Raw genomic sequence first — 21,121 nt, 5'->3', positions numbered from 1 at the left:
GATTGAACGTCACTGCCCGTGCGGGCTGACCTGCCGCGCACGAGGCGATGGAGAGTTGGAAGCCTTTGGGATTGCGTCACGACGACCGAGCCGAGGAGGGCCGCGAAGCAGTTGAGCTTCCGGGATGCAGCCGCCAGCGCCTGCATCAATGCGGCAAAGCCGCAGTCTTCATTGACGTAAATGGAGAAGCAAGTTGCGTGCCGCGTGCTGGGCTCATAAAAAGCAAGCAACATCAATCTGATAGAGCTTTGGCTGCCCCGGCTTTTGCGCTTGATGCGGCCTTTTGCTTGAGCTGCTGCACAACTGTTGTGCGCCGCACAAATATTGAGCAGGCCGCAAATTTCGCGAGCGGAACGGGCCTGCGACAGACTGGCGCGCTGCCTGTAGCGTATTGATCTTTCGAGATTTTCTGCGTTGTGGCGCTTGGCATGAAGCTTGAATAGTTCCAGGCCGACGCCATTGAAGCCGTCCCGCGAGACTTCTCATCCGAATTGCCGACGTCACCAGACGGGGGTCTCCCCGTCGCGCGTTCGCATGCGCTGCTTCAGGCGTCACCGGACCGGATGGGCTGCTCGTGTGCACTGACGCAATCATTCTGCAACGACGCAAAGGACGATATCGCCTATGACCAAGCGCACCCGCCGGCCGTCGGACACTGGCCTCAGCCGCCGTCAATTGTTGAAGGCCGCCGGCTCGACCGCCGCACTCCTGGCCGCCGTAAAACTCAATTTCCCCGCTGGCGCCTTCGCGCAGGACGCCGGCCCCGAGGTCAAGGGTGCCAAGCTCGGCTTCATCGCGCTGAGCGATGCCGGCCCCTTGTTCGTCGCCAAGGACAAGGGCCTGTTCGCCAAATACGGCATGCCCGACACCGACGTGCAGAAGCAGGCCTCCTGGGGCACCACGCGGGACAATCTCGTGCTCGGCTCAGAAGGCAACGGCATCGACGGTGCGCACATCCTCACCCCGATGCCGTATCTGATCTCGGCCGGCAAGGTGACGCAGAACAATCAGCCAACGCCGATGTACATCCTGGCGCGGCTCAATCTCGACAGCCAGTGCATCTCCGTCGCCAACGAATATGCCGACCTGAAGCTCGGCGTCGACGCCACGCCCTTCAAGGCGGCGCTGGAGAAGAAGAAGGCCTCGGGCAAGGCCGTGAAGGCCGCGATGACCTTCCCCGGCGGCACGCATGACCTCTGGATCCGTTACTGGCTCGCCGCCGGCGGGATCGATCCCGACAAGGACATCGAGACCATCGTGGTGCCGCCGCCGCAGATGGTGGCCAACATGAAGGTCGGCACCATGGATTGCTTCTGCGTCGGCGAGCCCTGGAATCTGCAATTGATCCATCAGAACATCGGCTACACCGCCATCAACACCGGCGAACTCTGGAACAAGCATCCGGAAAAATCCTTCGGCATGCGCGCCGCCTTCGTCGATAAATATCCAAAGGCCTCGAAGGCGCTGCTGATGGCGGTGATGGAAGCGCAGCAATGGTCGGACAAGGCCGAGAACAAGGCCGAGCTTGCCGCCATCATGGGCAAGCGGCAGTGGATGAACTGCCCCGTCGAAGACGTGCTCGACCGCACCGCTGGCAAGTTCGACTACGGCATCCCGGGCAAGGTGGTCGAGAACTCCCCGCACATCATGAAGTATTGGCGCGACTTCGCCTCCTATCCGTTCCAGAGCCACGACCTCTGGTTCCTCACGGAGGACATCCGCTGGGGCAAGTACGAGGCGAATTTCGACACCAAGGCGCTGATCGCCAAGGTCAACCGCGAGGACATGTGGCGCGATGCGGCCAAGACGCTCGGCGTCGCAAGTGCGGAGATCCCGGCCTCTACGTCGCGCGGCAAGGAGACCTTCTTCGACGGCAAGGTGTTCGATCCGGAAAATCCCGCTGCCTATCTGAAGTCGCTCGCGATCAAGCGCGTCGAAGTCTGATGGCGCCAGCGGCCGCCTCCGGGCGGCCGCATCGTCTTTTGCAGCCGGAGAGATATTGCGATGAACATGCCCGCCACGAAGATCGAGGTTGAGACCGCGAAGCCTGCGAGCGCTGCCGCGCCGGTCGTCGCGATGACACCGAAGCGGCCGCCGCGATCGGAGACTTACGCGCGGATGGCGCGGGAGACCGCCGTGCGCGTCATCCCGCCGCTCGTCGTGGTCGCGTTGCTCATGCTGATATGGGAGCTGGTCTGCCGTCGCGCCGGCTCGGCGCTGCCGCCGCCGTCAAAAGTCTTCAAGGACACCAAGGAGCTGATCCTCGATCCGTTCTTCGACCATGGCGGCATCGACAAGGGTCTGTTCTGGCATCTCTCCGCCAGTCTCCAGCGCGTCGCGCTCGGCTATTCGCTCTCCGCCATCGCCGGCATCGCGCTCGGCGTCCTAGTCGGCCAGTCGGTCTGGGCCATGCGCGGGCTCGATCCGCTGTTCCAGGTCTTGCGCACGATCCCACCGCTGGCCTGGCTGCCGCTTTCGCTCGCGGCCTTCCGTGACGGCCAGCCGTCGGCGATCTTCGTCATCTTCATTACCTCGGTCTGGCCGATCATCATCAACACCGCGGTCGGCATCCGCAACATTCCGCAGGACTATCGCAACGTCGCCGCAGTGGTGCAGCTCAACCCGCTCGAGTTCTTTGCCAAGATCATGATCCCTGCCGCCGCGCCCTACATCTTCACGGGACTTCGCATCGGCATCGGCCTGTCATGGCTCGCGATCGTCGCCGCGGAAATGCTGATCGGCGGCGTCGGCATCGGCTTCTTCATCTGGGACGCCTGGAACTCCTCGCATATCAGCGAAATCATCCTGGCGCTGTTCTATGTCGGCATCATCGGCTTCGTGCTCGACCGCCTGATCGCAGGCGCCGGCAAGATCGTCACCCGCGGCACCGCGCTGAATTAAAGGGGAAGCACATGACCGCTTATCTGAAGCTCGACCATATCGACAAGATTTTCACCCGCGGCGCAGCCTCCACGGAGGTGCTGAAGGATATCAATCTCACCATCGACAAGGGCGAATACGTCTCGATCATCGGCCATTCCGGTTGCGGCAAGTCGACCCTGCTCAACATCATCGCAGGCCTGACCAACGCCACCATGGGCGGCGTGCTGCTCGAGAACCGCGAGGTGAACTCGCCGGGACCGGATCGCGCGGTGGTGTTCCAGAACCACAGCCTGTTGCCATGGCTGACCGTGTACGAGAACGTCCGGCTCGGCGTCGACAAGGTCTTCGCCAAGACCAAGAAGCGCGCCGAACGCGACGCCTGGGTCATGCACAATCTCAACCTCGTGCAGATGGCCCATGCCAAGGACAAGCGGCCCTCGGAAATCTCCGGCGGCATGAAGCAACGCGTCGGCATTGCCCGCGCGCTTGCCATGGAGCCGAAAGTATTGCTGCTCGACGAGCCCTTCGGCGCGCTCGACGCACTGACCCGCGCGCATTTGCAGGATTCGGTGATGGCGCTGCATCAGAAGCTCGGCAACACCATTCTGATGATCACCCACGACGTCGACGAGGCGGTGCTGCTGTCCGATCGCATCGTCATGATGACGAATGGGCCGAGCGCGCGCATCGGCGAGGTGCTGGAGGTGCCGCTGGCGCGGCCGCGCAAGCGGCTCGAACTCGCGACCAACGTCACTTACCTGAAGTGCCGGCAGCGCGTGCTCGAATTCCTCTATGAGCGTCATCGCTTCGTCGAAGCCGCGTAGGCGCGTCACCAACAGGTGCTCACGCAACGCCTAATTTTGAATCATCAAGCTCAATCCTTGTGCGGCGCACAGGGATTGAGCGAATCGCAAAATTTGCGTGCGAAATAGTGCTGCAAGAATTTGGGGCACGACGAACAAGCTCCTGAATTTCCTGCGTTTCCGGAATGCGCGCAGTTGGCACGGAAATTGAAACACCGACCGCGACGCCAACGACGACGTCCCTCAACATCATCAATCAGCATCGTGAACTCGCCACCGGGGCTTGGCCTCGGCGCGCGCCTCCGTGGCCGGAGGCTGAGCCTGCAACGACGCAGCGGTGAGGCAAGAAGGGATACTCAATGACGAAGAATCCAACCTGGATTTCAGACTGGCGCCCCGAAGATGAGGCGTTCTGGAATGCGACTGGCAAGACTATCGCGCGACGCAACCTGATCTGGTCGATCGTGGCCGAACATATCGGCTTCTCGGTCTGGCTGATCTGGAGCATCGTCACCACCAAGCTGCCGCAGGCGGGCTTCCACTACACCACCGACCAGCTGTTCCAGCTCGTCGCGGTGCCCGGGCTGATCGGCGCGTTGATGCGCTTTCCCTACACCTTCGCGGTGACGACCTTCGGCGGGCGCAACTGGACCATCTTCAGCGCGGCGATCCTGCTCATTCCGACGCTTTCGCTGGCCTATTTCGTCGGCCAGCCCGACACGCCGTTCTGGCTGATGCTGCTGATTGCCTCGACCGCCGGTCTCGGTGGCGGCAATTTTGCCTCCAGCATGACGAACATCTCGTTCTTCTTCCCCGACCGGATGAAGGGGTGGGCGCTCGGACTGAATGCGGCCGGCGGCAATATCGGCGTCTCCAGCGTGCAGCTCCTGACCCCGATCCTGATGACGCTCGCCGTCATCAACCTGTTCCAGGCATCGCCCGTCGACGGCGTCTTCCTCCAGAACGCCGGCCTGATGTGGGTGCTGCCGATCGCGATCGCGGTGTTCGGCGCAGTGTTCTTCATGAACAACCTGACCACGGCCAAGTCGTCGATCAAGAACCAGCTCGCCGTGGTCAGGCGCAAGCACACCTGGATCATGGCGTATCTCTATATCGGCACGTTCGGCTCCTTCATCGGCTACTCGGCTGCATTTCCGCTGTTGATCAAGACCCAGTTCCCGCAAGTGACGATTGCGATCGCGTTCCTGGGGCCGCTGGTCGGCTCGCTGTCGCGGCCGCTCGGCGGCTGGCTTGCCGACAGGATCGGCGGCTCGGTCATCACGTTCTGGAATTTCATTGTCATGGCAGGCGCGACGATCGGCGTGCTCTACTTCGTCGGGCACAAGGATTTCATCGGCTTTCTGTCGATGTTCCTGGTCCTGTTCGTGACGACGGGCATCGGCAACGGCTCGACCTACCGCATGATCCCGTCGATCTTCCGCGAGCAGAATTTGTTCAGGGTGCGCGGCAAGGGCGATGCGGAGCGCGCGGTCGCCTTGAAGACGGCGAGCATCGAGAGCGGTGCTGCGGTCGGCTTCATCGGCGCGGTCGGCGCCGTTGGCGGCTATCTGATCCCGACCGGGTTCGGCAAGTCGATCGCGCTGACCGGCGGGCCGCAGCTCGCGCTCGCGATCTATCTCGGCTTCTACGCCTCCTGCCTCGCGCTGACCTGGTGGTTCTATCTGCGTCGCAGCCCGCAGGGCGAAGGCGCGTCAAGCCTCGCCGGCGCGCGTGTCTAATACTTGGTACGAATCTCGCTTCTCCCCATACGCGGGGAGAAGCATTGCCCGACAGTTTGACAATGAACCTGGTTCGCAATGGCGCGCACCAAGGCAAACCCAACAGGCAGGAGAACATCATGACGCCGGAACAGATCACCCTCGTGCAGCAGAGCTTTGCCAAGGTCGCGCCGATTTCCGCGCAGGCCGCGGTGCTGTTCTACGATCGCCTGTTCGAGGTGGCGCCATCCGTGCGCGCGATGTTCCCCGAGGACATGACCGAGCAGCGCAAGAAGCTGATGGGCATGCTCGCCGCCGTCGTCGGCGGTCTGTCGAATCTGGACTCGATTCTTCCGGCGGCCTCCGCGCTTGCGAAGCGTCACGTCGGCTACGGCGCCAAGGCCGAGCACTACCCCGTGGTTGGCGCGACCTTGCTGTGGACCCTGGAGAAGGGCCTTGGCGAGGCCTGGACGCCCGAACTCGCTACCGCCTGGACCGACGCCTACGGCGTGTTGTCCGGCTACATGATGTCCGAGGCCTACGGCGCACAGTCGCAGGCCGCTGAATAGGAGATGCGTTGTGAGTGAACCGCTGGTCATTGTCGGAAACGGTATGGCGGCCGCGCGTCTGGTCGACGAGCTCGCCAAGACCGCACTCGGCCGCTACGCGGTCGCCGTCATCGGCGAAGAGCCGCGGCTCGCTTACAACCGTGTTCTGCTCTCCTCCGTGCTGGCCGGCGAGACCGGCTCGCACGAGATCGAGCTCCGACCCGCCGACTGGTGGCGCCATCGCGGTGTCACGGTGCGCTACGGCTATCGGGTCACCGAGATCGACACCGGCCGACGCGAGCTCAAGATCGAAGGCGAAGAGAGCATGGAATATTCCAAGCTCGTGCTCGCCGTCGGCTCGACGCCGCTACGGCTCAACGTGCCCGGCGCCGATCTCGCCGGCGTGCACACCTTTCGCGATACCCGCGACGCCGACCTGCTGCTGACGCTCGCGGCCGCCAGGAAGCGCGTCGTCGTGGTCGGCGGTGGTCTGCTCGGACTCGAAGCGGCCTACGGCCTCGCCAAGGCCGGAGCGCCGGTGACGCTGCTGCACCTGATGGACCGGCTGATGGAGCGCCAGCTCGATGCCTCCGCCGCGGACCTGCTCAAGACACTGGTCGAGCGCAAGGGCATTCGTATCCTGCTCAATGCATCCACAGCGCGCATCCACGGCGAAGGTCATGTCCAAGCGGTCGAGCTTGCCGACGGCAGCCGCATCGAGGCCGATGCGGTGATCTTCGCCGCCGGCATCAGGCCCAACATTGCGCTCGCAAAGGACGCCGGCATCGCAGTCAACCGCGGCATCGTCGTCAACGACGAGATGCAGACGGCGTCACCCGATATCTACGCGCTTGGCGAATGCGCCGAGCATCGCGGCACCTGCTACGGCCTCGTCGAGCCTGCCTACGAGCAGGCGCGCGTGCTGGCGCGGCATCTCGCGGGCCGTCCCGCGGCCTATCAGGGCAGCGTGGTCTCGACCAATCTGAAGGTGTCGGGCGTCAGCGTATTCTCCGCGGGCGACTTCATGGGCGGGGAGGGCAGCGAGAGCCTCGTGCTGTCAGACCGCAGGCGCGGCACCTACAAGAAGCTCGTCATCTCCGACGGCCGGCTCACCGGCGCGGTGCTGATCGGCGATACCGTCGATGCGCTCTGGTATCTCGAGCTGATCCGCAATCGTGACAAGGTGGCGGCGATCCGCACCGACATGATGTTCGGCCGCGCGCTCGCGCGTCCCTCCAAAGCGGCTTGATTGAGGCGGCTCGATATGACGGCGATCGATCCCACGCTCCGCGCTACCAAAACGACCTGTCCGTATTGCGGCGTCGGCTGCGGCGTGCTGGCGACGCCAGACGGCAAGGGCGGCGCGGCGATCGCGGGCGATCCCGATCATCCTGCCAATTTCGGCCGGCTGTGCTCCAAGGGCTCGGCGCTCGGCGAGACGGTCGGGCTCGAAAGCCGGCTGCTCTATCCGATGATCCGCTGCAAGGGCGTGCTCGAACGCGTCGCCTGGAGCGATGCGCTCGATCACGTCGCCCACCGCATGCAGCACATCGTCGCGCGCGACGGCGCCGACGCGGTCGCATTCTATCTCTCGGGCCAGCTGCTGACCGAGGACTATTACGTCGCCAACAAGCTGATGAAGGGCTTTGTCGGCACTGCGAACGTCGACACCAATTCGCGGCTCTGCATGTCGTCATCGGTCGCCGGTCACCGCCGCGCCTTCGGCGCCGACACCGTGCCCGGCTGCTACGAGGATCTCGACCAGGCCGATCTTCTGGTGTTCGTCGGCTCGAATGCCGCCTGGTGCCATCCCGTGCTGTTCCAGCGCATGCTGAAGAACCGGCAGGAGCGCGGCGCGCGCATGATCGTGATCGATCCGCGCCGCACCGACACCGCGACCGACGTCGATCTGTTCCTCGGCCTCAAGCCCGGCACCGACACGGCGTTGTTCTCCGGCCTGTTCGTTCACCTCGCCGACAATGGGGCCCTGGATCAGGACTACATCGGGCAAAACACGTCGGGTTTTGACGACGCGCTGGCGCGCGCACGCAGCATCGCCGGCAGCATCACGGCGACCGCACTGGCGACCGGCCTCTCCGAGCAGGACGTTGCCACCTTCTTCAAGATGTTCCGTGACACGCCCCGCGTCGTCACGCTGTACTCGCAGGGTGTCAATCAGTCGGCGCAGGGCACCGACAAGGTCAACGCGATCCTGAACTGCCATCTCGCCACGGGGCGCATCGGCAAGCCCGGTGCCTCGCCGTTCTCGCTCACCGGCCAGCCCAACGCGATGGGCGGCCGCGAGGTCGGCGGCCTCGCCAACCAGCTCGCCGCACACATGAACTTCACGCCGCCGGACATCGATCGCGTGCGGCGGTTCTGGAAGGCGCCGCGCATCGCCACCCATGAAGGGTTGAAGGCGGTGCAGCTGTTCGAAGCCATCAACCGCGGCGAGGTTAAGGCGCTGTGGGTGATGGGCACCAACCCCGCGGTGTCGCTGCCCGACGCGGACTTCGTGCGCGAGGCGCTGAAGAAGCTCGAGCTGTTCGTGGTCTCCGAGAACGTGCTCTCCAACGACACGGTCGATGCTGGCCCGCACGTGCTGCTGCCCGCGCTCGCCTGGGGCGAGAAGTCGGGCACCGTGACCAATTCCGAGCGCCGGATCTCGCGCCAGCGTTCGTTCCTGCCGGCGCCCGGCGAGGCGCGGCCGGACTGGTGGATCCTGAGCGAAACCGCAAAACGCCTCGGCTTCGGCGACAGTTTTAATTACAAATCCGCAGCCGACATCTTTCGCGAGCACGCCGCGCTCTCGGCGTTCGAGAACGATGGCAGCCGCGACTTCGATATCGGCGCGCTGACCTCGCTGTCCGACGAGGGCTTCGACGCGTTGAAGCCCGTGCAGTGGCCCGCGCGCGAAGGCCAGGCGCCCGGCGAGCGCTTCTTCGCGGCCGGCGGGTTCTTCACCAATGACGGCAAGGGCCGCTTCGTCGCGCCGGAGGTGCCGGCGCTGCGCGGCGAGACCGGGCCGTCGCGGCCGCTGCGGCTCAACACCGGGCGCATCCGCGACCAGTGGCACACCATGACGCGCACGGGCCTCAGCCCGCGGCTCGGCGCGCATCTGCCCGAGCCGTTCGTCGAGATTCATCCCGATGACGCCGGCAGATACAACGTCGTTCATGACGGCTATGCCCGCATCACCACCGACTACGGCCAGTGCACCCTCAAGGTCGTCGTCAGCGACCACCAGCAGCGCGGCACGCTGTTCGCGCCGATCCACTGGAGTGCGATGAACGCCTCGCACGGTCGCGTCGGGGCGCTGGTCGCACCGTTCACCGATCCGTTCTCGGGGCAGCCGGAGTCGAAGGCGACACCGGCGGCGATTTCGCCTTATGAATACGTCTTCCGCGGCTTTGCGTTGTCGCGCAAGCAGCTGGAGCTGCCACCGAACCTGATGTGGACCCGCGTCACTGTTACCGGCGGCTTCGGCTACCTCTTCGCCGACAATGCGGACCTGTCGCGCTGGCCGGCCTGGCTCGGTGGCGTTGCCGGCGAGGACGTCGCCGACTATCGCGACCTCGGCGGCGGCGTTTATCGCGCGGCCTCGTTTGCCGGCGACCGCATCGAAACCTGCCTGTTCGTCGGCCCCGCGCATGATGCCGGGGACTGGGAGGTGGTGAAGAGCCTGTTCGTGGCCGATCACGTCACCGATGAGCAGCGGCGCATGCTGCTGTCCGGCAAGTCGAGCGAGGGCGCGGCTTCGACCGGTCCTGTCGTCTGTGCCTGCTTCGGCGTCGGCCGCGGCACCATCTGCGACACCATCGCCGCAGGCGCGCGCACAGCCGCCGAGATCGGCGCAAAGCTCAAGGCCGGCACCAATTGCGGCTCCTGCATCCCCGAGCTGAAGCGCCTGATCGCGACGACCGAAATTGCGCCGGCGAAGCATGCCAAGCACGCGGGCGCGGCGGGGTAGGGGCGACTTTCTCGGTCGTCGCGCATACTCCGCCGTCATCGCCCGGCTTGACCGGGCGATCCAGTACGCCGAGACGCCTGTGATCAAGCGCTAAGGCCACTGCGTACTGGATTCCCTGCTTTCGCGGGGAATGACAGCGAGGGCGGGGCGCTATGCTTCGGCCCAATCGACGCACGCCTCATTGTGCCCTATGGTGCCGCGCTCTCGCCCTCAACACGCAAAAACAACAATGATGTACCTGGAAACGCCGCCGCGCCTGATCGAGACCAGGCTCTTTTCCGCCATGCCCGACAAATTCCGCCGCAAGGGCGAGCGCACCGATTGGGCCGATGCCAACCGGCCCGGTGTGCCGACGGATTCCTTCATCGAAGGGCCGTCGTTCGACAAGGATGCCAATCTCTACATCGTCGACATTCCCTTCGGCCGCATCTTCCGCATTGCGCCTGACGGCGAGTGGTCGCTGGCGATTGAATATGAGGGCTGGCCGAACGGGCTGAAGATCGCGGCCGACGGCCGCATCCTGGTCGCCGACTACAGGCACGGCATCATGGAGTTCGACGCCAGGGCAGGGCGCATTGCGCCGGTGCTGACCTCGCGCAACTCGGAGTCTTTCCGGGGCTGCAACGATCTGCATCTCGCGTCCAACGGCGACATCTATTTCACCGACCAGGGACAGACCGGCCTGCATGACCCCAGCGGCCGCGTCTATCGCCTGACGCAAAGCGGCCGGCTCGATTGCCTGATCGACACTGGTATCAGCCCGAATGGCCTGGTGCTCGATCCAACCGAGACCGTGCTGTTCGTCGCGATGACGCGCGACAACGCGGTGTGGCGGCTGCCGTTCATGAAGGACGGCAGCGTGTCGAAGGTTGGCCGCTTCTGCTCGCTGTTCGGCACCAGCGGCCCTGATGGCATGACAATGGATGCCAAGGGCCGCCTGTTCGTCGGTCACGCCTCACTCGGCCATGTCTTCGTGTTCGCGCCCAACGGCGAATTGATTGCGCGGGTCAAGTCGTGTGCAGGTCCGAATTGCACCAATGTCGCCATTGGTGGCGCGAAGAAGGATCGGCTCTACATCACGGAGTCCGCAACCGGTAGCGTATTGGTCGCTGACATCGGCGTATTGAACTCTTGAGCGCGACGGCGGTTGCCTCAGCGAACGAGTGGTATCGGAGCAAATATGAACACGAAACCCTTCGGCAAAACGGGTGCCAGCGTCTCCGTCATCGGGCAGGGCACATGGTATCTCGACCATGGCGATCGCAAGCGCGCGATCGCGGCGCTTCAGCGCGGGCTCGACCTCGGCATGACCCACATCGATACCGCCGAGATGTATGGCGATGCCGAACTCGTCATTGGGGATGCGATCGCGGGCCGACGCGACGAGGTTTTCTTGGTGTCAAAGGTGCTGCCGAGCAACGCCTCGCGCCGCGGAACCATCACCGCCTGTGAGCGCTCGCTGAAGCGGCTGAAAACCGATCGGCTCGACTGCTATCTGCTGCATTGGCGCGGCTCGTATCCGCTGGAGGACACCGTCGCCGCATTCGAGGAACTGGTGAAGGCCGGCAAGATCAAATCCTGGGGCGTCTCCAATTTCGATGCCGATGATCTCGACGAGATCCTCGACGCCGCCGGCGAACACCGCATCGCCTGCAATCAGGTGCTCTATCATCTGAAGGAACGCGCGATTGAGCACGCGGTGATCCCGTGGTGCGAACGGCATGGTGTCGCCGTGGTCGCCTATTCGCCATTCGGCCACGATGATTTCCCTGCGAGCAACAGCAAGGGCGGCGCGGTGCTGGCGCGCATCGCGGAGGCGCGTCGCGCGACGCCGCGCCAGGTCGCACTGAGCTTCCTCACCCGTGCAACTACGGTGTTCGCGATCCCGAAGGCGTCGTCCGCGGAACATGCCGGCGACAATGCTGCGGCCGGCGATCTGGTGCTGACGAAAGACGAGATCGCGGCGCTCGATGCGGCGTTTCCGCGCGGTCCGAAGCCGCGCGGCCTGCCCATGCTGTAGTGCACAAACGCCCGTTATTAATGGAGTCTTGACGTGCGCGGACGTGAGCGCATATCGGCATCCTGTTTTCGGAAGTTGTGAAAGCGGCGCAATTATCGTTTTTTACGATCATTCCCGATTCGCATTCCTAGGTTCCAGCCGTGACCCCGCCGCCCGCCGCAGCCGCAAGGCTCGACAGTATTCCCATGCCCATGCCGGAAAAGAAGCCGCAGGCGCGACGGGCGCCGGCGCGCGTCGATCACCCGTTCAAAGGCATCGCGCTGGTGCTGCTGTCGACGATCTTTCTCGGCTGCTCCGATGTTACCGCGAAATATCTGTCGTCGAGCCTGCCGTCGATCGAGATCACCTGGATCCGCTTCGTGACGTTTGCGCTGATGTTCACGCCGGTGATGCTGCCGGGCTCGCCGCTCCATGCGATGCGCACCGAGCGCCTCGGCCTGCAGTTGATGCGCGGCGCGGCATTGCTCGGCTCTTCGCTGTTCTTCATCACCGGCCTGAGCTTCCTGCCGATCGCAGAAGCGTCCGCGACCGGCTTCGTCTCGCCGCTGTTCGTCACCGCGCTCTCGATCGTCTTCCTGAGCGAGAAGGTCGGCATGCGCCGTTGGATCGCGACCGCGATCGGCCTGACCGGCGTGCTGATCATCCTGCGCCCGGGCTCCAGCGCGTTTCACGCCGCCGCCTTCTTCCCGATCGTCTCGGCGTTCTGCTGGGCCGCGGCGCTGATCCTGACGCGCATGATGAGCGGGCGTGAAGCCGTCCTCACCACGATGGCCTATTCGGCGCTGACGGGCGTTGCGATCCTCTCCCTGATGGTACCGTTCGTCTGGGTCACGCCGACCTGGACGGCGATCGGGCTTGGCATCGTGATCGGCGTCGCCTCCACCGTCGGCCAGTGGATCATCGTGCTGGCCTATCGCTACGGCGATGCCTCGGTACTGGCGCCGTTCTCCTACACGCAGTTGCTGTGGGTCAGCATCCTCGGCTTCTTCCTGTTCGGCGAAGTGCCTGATGTCTGGACCGTCACCGGTGCGGCCTTCATCGTCGCCAGCGGCCTCTACATCGCCCATCGCGAGCGCATCCGCCGCGCCCAGCTCCTGATCCTGGAAGAGCGTTCCCCGAACCCCTGACGCAAGTTCGCGCGTCCGCTTCGTGCTATCGACGGCTCCAACAAGACGGGAGGAGCCGGATGCGCGCTGCGATTTTCAGGAACGGTGAGATTGTCGTCGACCGGATGGCCGAGCCGAAGCCCGGCCCCGGCCAGGTGCTGGTCAAGACGCTCGCCTGCGGCATCTGCGGCTCCGATCTGCACGCGCGCCAGCACGCCCACCGTATGGTGGAGATGGCGCGAAAGACCGGCCGCAAGCCGATGGATCTCGCCCGCGACGTCGTGTTCGGCCACGAGTTCTGCTGCGAGATCGTCGACTTCGGCCCGGGGACCGTGCGCAAGCTCAAGTCGGGCACGCGCGTCTGCTCGCTGCCAGCCCTCGTAACGCCGCAGGGCATCGAAGGCATCGGTTACTCCAACGACAATATTGGCGGCTATGCCGAGGCGATGCTGTTGAGCGAAGCGCTGCTGCTCGAGGTGCCCAACGGTCTCGCGCCGGAGCATGCCGCGCTCACCGAACCGCTCGCGGTCGGCGTTCACGCGGTCGCCAAGGCCAACATCCGAGGCGGCGAAGTGCCGCTCGTGATCGGCTGCGGCCCGGTCGGGCTCGCGGCGATTGCGGCGCTGAAGCTCAAGGGCCTGCATCCGATCGTCGCCGCCGACTATTCGCCGGCGCGGCGCGCGCTTGCGGCAAAGCTCGGCGCCGATGTCGTCGTGGATCCACGGGTGTCGCAGCCCTATCTGACCTGGGCCGAGCATGCGCAGATGTCGGAGGCGGAGAAGGCCGCGCGGCCGCCGTTGCTGCCCGCGCTCAAACCCGCGATCATCTTCGAATGCGTTGGCGTGCCCGGTCTCTTGCAGCAGGTGTTCGAGGGCGCTCCGCGCGATGCGAGGATCGTCGTGGTCGGTGTGTGCATGGAGACCGACAGGAGCGAGCCCATGCTCGGCATCATGAAAGAGCTCAACGTCCAGTATGTGCTCGGCTACACGCCGGACGAATTCGCGGCGTCACTGCGCCTGATCGCGGAGGGGCAGGTGGATGCGGCGGCAATGGTGACGGCGGAAGTCGGCATCGACGGCGTTGCAAAGGCTTTCGCCGATCTCGCCAATCCTGAGGCTCACACCAAGATCATCGTGCAGCCGTGGCCGTGATGCCTTACACCGGCAGCGCGATCGAATATTTCACCTGGCTGAGCGCAAAGCTGGACTCGATCGAGGCGATGCCGTCGAGCCGGGTCAGCTTGGTCTTCAGGAAAGTCTCGTAGGAGGCCAGGTCGGCGGCGACCACGCGCAAGAGATAGTCGCGATTGCCGGTCATCAGATAGCATTCCAGCACCTCGTCCCATTTCGAGATCGCGCGCGCGAAGCGGTTGAGGTCCTCCTCCTTCTGCCGCGCCAGCTTGATCGAGATGAAGACGCTGACATGCAGCCCCAGCGCCTTCTGGTCCACGGTCGCGATGTAGCGCGAGATGACGCCGCGTTCCTCGAGCAGCTTGACCCGGCGATGGCATGGCGACACCGACAGCCCGACCTTGTCGGCCAGTTCCTGCATGGTCAGGCGGCTGTCGTTCTGGAGCAGAGCGAGGATTTTTCGGTCAATGGCGTCGAGGTCGGGCATTGGGATGAACCTGTCGTTTTTGTCGGCTGATTGGTAAGCTATCCCAATATTGGCTGGTAGCGCGCGAAAAATTGAGAAGTTTGGCGCTTCCTGCAGGGGTATCATCGGGCACCTGTTTTCCGGGAGCATTGCCATGCCCGTTGATACCGCCCGCCTCGACACCTTGACCGCGCTGGCCCGCAAGACGCTGTGGCTGTCGTCATGGACCATCCATCACGCCAACCACATCCGCCCGAATGCGGACGGCCTGAAAGTCGGGGGACATCAGGCCTCGTCGGCCTCGCTCGCCACCATCATGTCGGCGCTGTATTTCCACGTGCTGAAGCCCGAAGATCGCGTCGCGGTGAAGCCGCATGCGAGCCCGGTGTTCCACGCCATCCAGTATCTGTTCGGCCGGCAGAGCCGCGAGAAGCTGGAGAATTTTCGTGGCTTCAAGGGCGCGCAGTCCTATCCCTCGCGCACCAAGGACGTCGACGACGTCGATTTCTCCACCGGCTCGGTCGGCCTTGGCGTGGCGCAGACGCTGTTCGCCTCGCTGGTGCAGGACTACGTCAAGGCACATGGCTGGATGAAGGATCGCCGCGAAGGGCGGATGATCGCTCTGGTCGGCGATGCCGAGATGGACGAGGGCAACATCTTCGAGGCGCTGGCGGAGGGCTGGAAGCACGGCCTGCGCAACACCTGGTGGGTGGTCGACTACAACAGGCAGTCGCTCGACGCCGTCGTCCGCGAAGGCCTCTGGGAGAAGTTCGAGACCGTGTTCCGCAATTTCGGCTGGGACGTGGTGATCGTGAAATATGGCCGCCTGATGCGCGAGGCCTTTGCGGAAGCTGGCGGCGAGGCGCTGAAGCGCTGGATCGACAATTGTCCGAACGCACTCTACGCCGCATTGTGTTTTCAGGGCGGCGCGGCGTTCCGCAAGCATTTGCACGACGAGATCGGCGATCAGGGCCCCATCACCAAGCTGATCGACAGGCGCAGCGACGACGAGCTGCTGGCGCTGATGTCGAACCTCGGCGGCCATGACATGGCGAGCATGCTGGACGCCTTCGAATCCATCGACCACGACCGCCCGGTCTGCTTCATCGCCTACACCATCAAGGGCGTCGGCCTGCCGTTCCAGGGCCACAAGGACAATCATGCCGGCCTAATGACGGTCGCGCAGATGGAGAAATATCGCGACAGCCAGAACATCCGGCCCGGACACGAATGGGACAGATACGAGGGTCTCGCGCAAAGTGCCGCCGAGCTCGACGCCTTCCTCGCGGGCGTGCCGTTCAACCAGGACGGCCGCCGGCTCACCGCGCCTGTTATCGAGGTGCCGTCGCAGCTTGCCTTCAAGCCGGCGCCGCAGATGTCGACCCAGCAGGGTTTTGGGCTGGTGCTGAACGAGATCGCGCGCGGCGACAGCGAGCTCGCCAAGCGCATCGTGACGACATCGCCTGACGTCACCGTCTCGACCAATCTCGGTCCGTGGGTGAACCGGCGCGGCCTGTTTGCGCGCGGCGAGAAGGCGGACTTATTCCGCAGCGAGAAAATTCCATCCACCTTCAACTGGGACTTCTCGCCCAAGGGCCAGCATCTCGAACTCGGCATCGCCGAGATGAACCTGTTCATCATGCTCTCGGCGCTCGGCCTGTCGCACCAGATCAACGGCGAGCGGCTGCTGCCGGTCGGCACGCTCTACGATCCCTTCATCGAGCGCGGTCTCGATGCGCTGAACTATGCCTGTTACCAGGATGCGCGCTTCATGGTGGCGGCGACCCCCTCAGGTATCACGCTCGCGCCCGAAGGCGGCGCGCATCAGTCGATCGCAACCCCTTTGATCGGCATGGCGCAGGATGGCCTTGCCTCGTTCGAGCCGGCCTTTGTCGACGAGCTCGCCGTGATCATGGGGTGGGGCTTCAATCACATGCAGCGCGATCCGGGTGAGGGCGGCTCGGTCTATCTGCGGCTCTCGACGCGCTCGATCGAGCAGGCGCAGCGGATCATGACGCCCGAGCTTGCACAGGGCATCACCGACGGCGCGTATTGGTTGCGCAAGCCGGGGCCCAATGCCGAAGCCGTCATCGCCTATACCGGCGCCGTGGCGCCAGAAGCGATCGAAGCGACCGGCCTCATTGGCGAGAGCCGGCGCGACATCGGCCTGCTCGCGATCACGTCCGCGGATCGTCTGCATGCGGGATGGACGGCCGCACGGAAGTTGCGCCGTGATCGGCGCGGCGTGCAGCATCTCAGCCACATCGAAAAACTGCTCGCACCGCTGCCGCGCGACTGCGGCATCGTGACGGTGATCGACGGCCATCCGGCGGCGCTCGGCTGGCTCGGCAGCATCCGCGGCCATCGCGTCGAGGCGCTCGGCGTCGAGCAGTTCGGCCAGACCGGCACCATCGCAGACCTCTACCGCCACCACGGCATTGACGCCAACGCCATCATCGATGCGGCCGAAAGCCTCACCACCGGCGCGCCGGTGTTGCATCGAAAGATGGCGGTGTAGTTCTCCGTCGTCGTCCTGGCCACCGTGCGCAATTGCGCACTAGGTCAGGACGAGGGCAATCGAGACCTTGCCACCCCTCCGCCATCGGCTCATATAACCTCCGTCCGCCGCAATGCTGGCCCCGCATATGGCGGGTTCAATTGCCGGCGCTTTCGTGCAAGGATGCCTGCCGAAACGCCCCCTCCAAGCCCCCAAGAAGAGGTTCACTATGGTCAATCGCATGCAATTCTACATCGACGGCGCCTGGGTCGATCCCGCGGTCAAGAAGTCCACCGCCGTGGTCAATCCGGCGACGGAAGAGGCGATGTACGAGGTTGCGCTGGGCTCCAAGGCCGACGTTGACAAAGCCGTCGCCGCCGCCAAGCGCGCGTTCGTGACGTTCTCCCAGACCAGCCGTGACGAGCGCGTCGCGCTGCTCACCAAGGTCATCGAGATCTACAAGGGCCGCCTCAAGGAGATCGGTGCCGCCGTCTCGGACGAGATGGGTGCGCCGCTGCCGATGGCCGAAAAGCTGCAGGCCGGCGCCGGCCTCGGCCACCTCATGACCACGCTCGACGTGCTCAAGAACTATCATTTCGAGGAACCGGTCGGCACCGCCATGGTGCTGCGCGAGCCGGTCGGTGTGGTCGGCATGATCACGCCCTGGAACTGGCCGCTCAACCAGATCGCCTGCAAGGTCGCGCCCGCGCTCGCCGCCGGCTGCACCATGATCCTGAAGCCGTCGGAGTTCACCCCGACCTCGGCCTTGATCTTTGCGGAAATCCTCCATGAAGCCGGCGTGCCGAAGGGCGTGTTCAACCTCGTCAACGGTCTCGGCCCCGAGGTCGGCGCCGCCATGAGCGAGCACCCCGACATCGACATGATCTCCTTCACCGGCTCGACCCGCGCCGGCATCGACGTGGCCAAGCGTGCGGCACCGACCGTGAAGCGCGTCAGCCAGGAGCTCGGCGGCAAGTCGCCGAACGTCATCCTCGAAGGCGCCGATCTCACGAAGGCGGTGACCGGCGGCGTGATGCACATGTTCAACAACTCCGGCCAATCCTGCAACGCGCCCTCGCGCATGATCGTGCCGGCCTCGAAGATGAAGGAAGTCGCCGCGATCGCGAAGGCTGTCGCCGACAAGACCAAGGCGGGCGATCCGCGCGCCGAAGGCACCACCATCGGTCCCGTGGTCAACCGCGGCCAGTGGGACAAGATCCAGGGTCTGATCAAGAAGGGCATCGACGAAGGCGCAACGCTCGTCGCCGGCGGTCCGGGCCTGCCCGAAGGCGTCAACAAGGGCTTCTATGTCCGTCCCACCATCTTTGCCGACGTCACCCCTGACATGACCATCGCCCGCGAAGAAATCTTCGGACCGGTGCTGACGATCATCGGCGCCAAGGACGAAGCCGAAGCGGTGCACATCGCCAACGACACGCCCTATGGGCTTGCCGGCTACGTTACGGGCGCTTCCGTCGAGGACGCCAAGCGCGTCGGGCGGCAGATCCGCGCCGGCAACGTCAATCTGCAGGGCGTGCCCAACGATCGCAGCGCACCGTTCGGCGGCTACAAGCAATCCGGCAACGGCCGCGAGTGGGGCAAGTACGGCCTCGAGGACTTCCTCGAAGTGAAGGCCGTCGCTGGCTTCAACGCGGCGTAGGCGTTACTGCCTGGGTGAACATGACGCCGGAGCGGGACACCGCTCCGGCGTTTTCTATTCTCTTACGGTTGCCCCCTGTGCTTTCAGGCGGCACCACCCCGGGTAGTCCGTCACAATTTCGAAGAAATCGTCATGATAAATGAAACCCAACTCTGTCAGGCGTGCGCTCATCGCTTTCAGGGCTTCGCGCCCGAAATGCGGACCGAACGACAATAGGTCGTCACTCTGATCAAGCGGTTGATCGACCTCCAGAGTCTTCAACAGATTATCTAAGGCAATCGCTCTCTCGACCAATGCTGCTCGACGTACAACTAGGCCATATTCGCCCGTAATGTTGATCCAACCTTTGCCGGTCATGGAGAATCCTGAGAGGGGTCTGAAGCTGCGACGACTATCCCCCGACCGCGCCCTGCGTGTTCACATACAACGCGTAGATCGACTGGCTCGCGGCCATGAACAGGCGGTTGCGCTTGACGCCGCCGAAGCAGAGATTGGCGCAGCGTTCGGGCAGCGCGATGCGGCCGATCATGACGCCGTCGGGCGCGAACACCACCACGCCGTCGAGCTCGGGATCGCCCATGCCCCAGCCGCACCAGAGATTGCCGTCGATGTCGCAGCGCATGCCGTCCGGCGTGCCCGGGCCGGCGTCGATGTGGACGCGCTTGTTGGAGATGGTGGTGCCGTCAGGCGAGACGTCATAGGCGAGGATTTTCCGGTTCGGCACGCCGCGTGATTCCACGACGTAGAGGATTTTCTCGTCCGGCGAGAAGCACAGGCCGTTGGGCCCGAGCACGCCTTCGGCAACGATGGTCGCCTTGCCGGTCGTGGGATCGAACCTGTAGACGTTCGGCTCGATCTCGGGCTCGGCCTTGTAGCCCTCGTAATTGCCGAGCAGGCCGAAGGTGGGATCGGTGAACCAAACCGCGCCGTCGGACTTCACCACGACGTCGTTCGGCGAGTTGAGCTTCTTGCCGCCGAACGAGTCCATCAGCACGGTGATGCTGCCGTCATATTCGGTTCGGGTGACGCGTCGCCCGCCATGCTCGCATGTGACGAGCCGACCCTGCCGATCCCGGGTGTTGCCGTTGGCGAAATTGGAGGGCTTGCGGAACACCGAGACCGCACCGGTCTCCTCTTCCCATTTGACGATGCGCTGGTTCGGAATGTCGCTGCACAGGAGATAGCGCCCGTCGCCGAACCACACCGGACCCTCGGCCCAGCGCAGGCCGGTCGTCAGCCGCTCCACCGCCGAGAGTTTCAGCCAGTATTTTTCGAAGCGGGGATCGAGTGCCTTTATCGCCGGATCGGGATAGTAGCTCGCCGGCCGCCAGCCTGGCCGCTCCTGGGGATGGGACGATGCCTCATTCATGTCGGTTCTCTCGTTTCGTTCCCTCTGGACAATCCTGCTATCATTAGAGACATGTGACCGCAAATTGGTTGCCAAAGGCGAGGAAAGACATGGCGCGCATCTTGATGACGGGAGCTTCGGGCGGGATAGGAACGCGTCTGCGAAAACTGTTGCCGCCGATCTATCCGGATCTGTTGCTCAGCGACATCCGCCCGCCCGCCGATCTCGGCCCCAACGAACAATTCAAGGCGGCGGACCTCTCTGACCTGGCGCAGTGCGAGGCGATCTGCGAGGGCGTCGACGGCATCATCCATTTCGGCGGCTATTCGGTCGAAGGTCCCTGGAACGACATCCTCCAGGCCAACATCATCGGCGGCTACAATCTGTTCGAGGCCGCGTATCGCAAGGGCGTCAAGCGTGTGGTGTTCGCCTCCTCGAACCATGCCGTCGGATTCTATCCCCGCCACCACAAGATCGGCACCGACGTGACCCCGCGCCCCGACGGCCGCTATGGCGTCAGCAAGGTATTCGGCGAAGCGGTCGGCGCGCTCTATGCTGACAAGCATGGCCTGAAGGTGACTTGCCTTCGCATTGGCAATTTCGGCGACGTGCCGCTGGACCATCGCCGGATCTCGATCTGGCTGAAGCCGGAAGATCTGGTGCAGCTCTGCCGGATCGGGCTCGAGCATCCCGACATTCATTTCGAGATCTTCTACGGCGTGTCCCTGAACGAGCGTGCCTGGTGGGACAACCACCGCGCCTACGAGTTCGGTTACCGTCCGACGGGGCGCTCCGAGGATCATGTGGCACATGCGATGGCCGAGCAGGCCAAGCTGAAGCCCGATCCGGTCGGCGATCACTATCAGGGCGGCGCGTTCTGCAGCAACGAGTTCGACGGCGACACAAGTCGCATCATCGATTGGACCAAGCGGTAGGAGCGCATTCGCAAATCCAGGGCGTCGGAATCGACGC

The 21,121-nt window shown here is 64.2% G+C and carries 17 protein-coding genes; 14 read left to right on the top strand and 3 right to left on the bottom strand.

Annotated elements, in window-relative coordinates:
• The first annotated feature begins 624 nt into the window (after window positions 1-624).
• The 11 genes from IVB50_RS40855 (at window position 625) to IVB50_RS40805 (ending at window position 14,199) form a co-directional block, all read left to right on the top strand.
• Window positions 625-1,944: a CmpA/NrtA family ABC transporter substrate-binding protein gene (locus tag IVB50_RS40855; protein WP_085352121.1), complete on the top strand. Its 1,320-nt coding sequence runs from the start codon at window positions 625-627 to the stop codon at window positions 1,942-1,944.
• A gap of 60 nt (window positions 1,945-2,004) precedes the next feature.
• Window positions 2,005-2,901 carry a nitrate ABC transporter permease gene (gene ntrB / locus IVB50_RS40850; protein ID WP_085352122.1) on the top strand — a complete coding sequence of 299 codons (897 nt, stop codon included), beginning with the start codon at window positions 2,005-2,007 and terminating at the stop codon, window positions 2,899-2,901.
• Window positions 2,902-2,912: 11 nt separating this feature from the next.
• Entirely contained in the window at window positions 2,913-3,707 is a 795-nt protein-coding gene (locus IVB50_RS40845; RefSeq protein WP_085362269.1) for an ABC transporter ATP-binding protein, read from the top strand.
• Window positions 3,708-4,045: 338 nt separating this feature from the next.
• Window positions 4,046-5,425, top strand: a complete 1,380-nt coding sequence (locus IVB50_RS40840) for an MFS transporter (RefSeq protein ID WP_018457089.1) — start codon at window positions 4,046-4,048, stop codon at window positions 5,423-5,425.
• A 119-nt stretch (window positions 5,426-5,544) separates the two neighbouring features.
• Complete coding sequence (locus tag IVB50_RS40835) at window positions 5,545-5,973, top strand: globin family protein (RefSeq protein WP_026233298.1); 429 nt, start codon at window positions 5,545-5,547, stop codon at window positions 5,971-5,973.
• A 10-nt stretch (window positions 5,974-5,983) separates the two neighbouring features.
• On the top strand, window positions 5,984-7,201 hold the full coding sequence (locus tag IVB50_RS40830) for an FAD-dependent oxidoreductase (RefSeq protein WP_346771319.1): 1,218 nt from the start codon (window positions 5,984-5,986) through the stop codon (window positions 7,199-7,201).
• Between the two features lie 15 nt (window positions 7,202-7,216).
• The gene (locus IVB50_RS40825) at window positions 7,217-9,922 is read left to right on the top strand and encodes a nitrate reductase (protein WP_085362270.1); all 2,706 of its coding nucleotides are present in this window, start codon (window positions 7,217-7,219) and stop codon (window positions 9,920-9,922) included.
• 232 nt (window positions 9,923-10,154) lie between these two features.
• Window positions 10,155-11,057, top strand: coding sequence for an SMP-30/gluconolactonase/LRE family protein (locus tag IVB50_RS40820; protein ID WP_247300320.1), 903 nt, complete (start codon window positions 10,155-10,157; stop codon window positions 11,055-11,057).
• Between the two features lie 45 nt (window positions 11,058-11,102).
• On the top strand, window positions 11,103-11,942 hold the full coding sequence (locus IVB50_RS40815; RefSeq protein WP_247300276.1) for an aldo/keto reductase: 840 nt from the start codon (window positions 11,103-11,105) through the stop codon (window positions 11,940-11,942).
• A gap of 185 nt (window positions 11,943-12,127) precedes the next feature.
• Window positions 12,128-13,069, top strand: a complete 942-nt coding sequence (locus IVB50_RS40810; protein ID WP_018457082.1) for a DMT family transporter — start codon at window positions 12,128-12,130, stop codon at window positions 13,067-13,069.
• A 59-nt stretch (window positions 13,070-13,128) separates the two neighbouring features.
• A complete protein-coding gene (locus IVB50_RS40805) occupies window positions 13,129-14,199 on the top strand; it encodes a zinc-binding dehydrogenase (RefSeq protein ID WP_247300274.1) in 1,071 nt (356 codons plus the stop codon).
• 4 nt (window positions 14,200-14,203) lie between these two features.
• Here IVB50_RS40805 and IVB50_RS40800 read toward each other — a convergent pair whose 3' ends face one another.
• On the bottom strand, window positions 14,204-14,665 hold the full coding sequence (locus tag IVB50_RS40800; RefSeq protein WP_014497003.1) for an Lrp/AsnC family transcriptional regulator: 462 nt from the start codon (window positions 14,663-14,665) through the stop codon (window positions 14,204-14,206).
• Between the two features lie 133 nt (window positions 14,666-14,798).
• Between IVB50_RS40800 and IVB50_RS40795 the strand changes: the two genes are divergently transcribed.
• Both IVB50_RS40795 and IVB50_RS40790 read left to right on the top strand, forming a co-directional pair.
• Complete coding sequence (locus IVB50_RS40795; RefSeq protein WP_247300272.1) at window positions 14,799-17,162, top strand: transketolase; 2,364 nt, start codon at window positions 14,799-14,801, stop codon at window positions 17,160-17,162.
• Window positions 17,163-17,370: 208 nt separating this feature from the next.
• A complete protein-coding gene (locus IVB50_RS40790; RefSeq protein WP_085352131.1) occupies window positions 17,371-18,801 on the top strand; it encodes an aldehyde dehydrogenase family protein in 1,431 nt (476 codons plus the stop codon).
• Window positions 18,802-18,855: 54 nt separating this feature from the next.
• Here the strand turns inward: IVB50_RS40790 and IVB50_RS40785 are convergent, their stop codons facing one another.
• Window positions 18,856-19,158: a hypothetical protein gene (locus IVB50_RS40785; RefSeq protein ID WP_247300270.1), complete on the bottom strand. Its 303-nt coding sequence runs from the start codon at window positions 19,156-19,158 to the stop codon at window positions 18,856-18,858.
• Between the two features lie 34 nt (window positions 19,159-19,192).
• Window positions 19,193-20,170 carry an SMP-30/gluconolactonase/LRE family protein gene (locus tag IVB50_RS40780; protein WP_018457077.1) on the bottom strand — a complete coding sequence of 326 codons (978 nt, stop codon included), beginning with the start codon at window positions 20,168-20,170 and terminating at the stop codon, window positions 19,193-19,195.
• Window positions 20,171-20,259: 89 nt separating this feature from the next.
• Between IVB50_RS40780 and IVB50_RS40775 the strand changes: the two genes are divergently transcribed.
• The gene (locus tag IVB50_RS40775) at window positions 20,260-21,084 is read left to right on the top strand and encodes an NAD(P)-dependent oxidoreductase (RefSeq protein WP_085362272.1); all 825 of its coding nucleotides are present in this window, start codon (window positions 20,260-20,262) and stop codon (window positions 21,082-21,084) included.
• Window positions 21,085-21,121 lie beyond the last annotated feature (37 nt).

It is taken from the genome of Bradyrhizobium sp. 87 (assembly GCF_023073015.1).
In the GTDB taxonomy this organism is placed as follows: domain Bacteria; phylum Pseudomonadota; class Alphaproteobacteria; order Rhizobiales; family Xanthobacteraceae; genus Bradyrhizobium; species Bradyrhizobium canariense_D.
Note: the sequence above shows the minus strand (reverse complement) of the source record. Positions and strands in the feature narration are given on the sequence as shown.

Coding starts and splice junctions, on each gene's coding strand:
- IVB50_RS40805 (WP_247300274.1), top strand. CDS start 13,129: ATGCGCGCTGCGATTTTCAGGAACGGTGAGATTGTCGTCGACCGGATG.
- IVB50_RS40785 (WP_247300270.1), bottom strand. CDS start 19,158: ATGACCGGCAAAGGTTGGATCAACATTACGGGCGAATATGGCCTAGTT.
- IVB50_RS40810 (WP_018457082.1), top strand. CDS start 12,128: ATGCCCATGCCGGAAAAGAAGCCGCAGGCGCGACGGGCGCCGGCGCGC.
- IVB50_RS40835 (WP_026233298.1), top strand. CDS start 5,545: ATGACGCCGGAACAGATCACCCTCGTGCAGCAGAGCTTTGCCAAGGTC.
- IVB50_RS40800 (WP_014497003.1), bottom strand. CDS start 14,665: ATGCCCGACCTCGACGCCATTGACCGAAAAATCCTCGCTCTGCTCCAG.
- IVB50_RS40840 (WP_018457089.1), top strand. CDS start 4,046: ATGACGAAGAATCCAACCTGGATTTCAGACTGGCGCCCCGAAGATGAG.
- IVB50_RS40790 (WP_085352131.1), top strand. CDS start 17,371: ATGGTCAATCGCATGCAATTCTACATCGACGGCGCCTGGGTCGATCCC.
- ntrB (WP_085352122.1), top strand. CDS start 2,005: ATGAACATGCCCGCCACGAAGATCGAGGTTGAGACCGCGAAGCCTGCG.
- IVB50_RS40795 (WP_247300272.1), top strand. CDS start 14,799: ATGCCCGTTGATACCGCCCGCCTCGACACCTTGACCGCGCTGGCCCGC.
- IVB50_RS40780 (WP_018457077.1), bottom strand. CDS start 20,170: ATGAATGAGGCATCGTCCCATCCCCAGGAGCGGCCAGGCTGGCGGCCG.
- IVB50_RS40825 (WP_085362270.1), top strand. CDS start 7,217: ATGACGGCGATCGATCCCACGCTCCGCGCTACCAAAACGACCTGTCCG.
- IVB50_RS40775 (WP_085362272.1), top strand. CDS start 20,260: ATGGCGCGCATCTTGATGACGGGAGCTTCGGGCGGGATAGGAACGCGT.
- IVB50_RS40815 (WP_247300276.1), top strand. CDS start 11,103: ATGAACACGAAACCCTTCGGCAAAACGGGTGCCAGCGTCTCCGTCATC.
- IVB50_RS40855 (WP_085352121.1), top strand. CDS start 625: ATGACCAAGCGCACCCGCCGGCCGTCGGACACTGGCCTCAGCCGCCGT.
- IVB50_RS40820 (WP_247300320.1), top strand. CDS start 10,155: ATGTACCTGGAAACGCCGCCGCGCCTGATCGAGACCAGGCTCTTTTCC.
- IVB50_RS40845 (WP_085362269.1), top strand. CDS start 2,913: ATGACCGCTTATCTGAAGCTCGACCATATCGACAAGATTTTCACCCGC.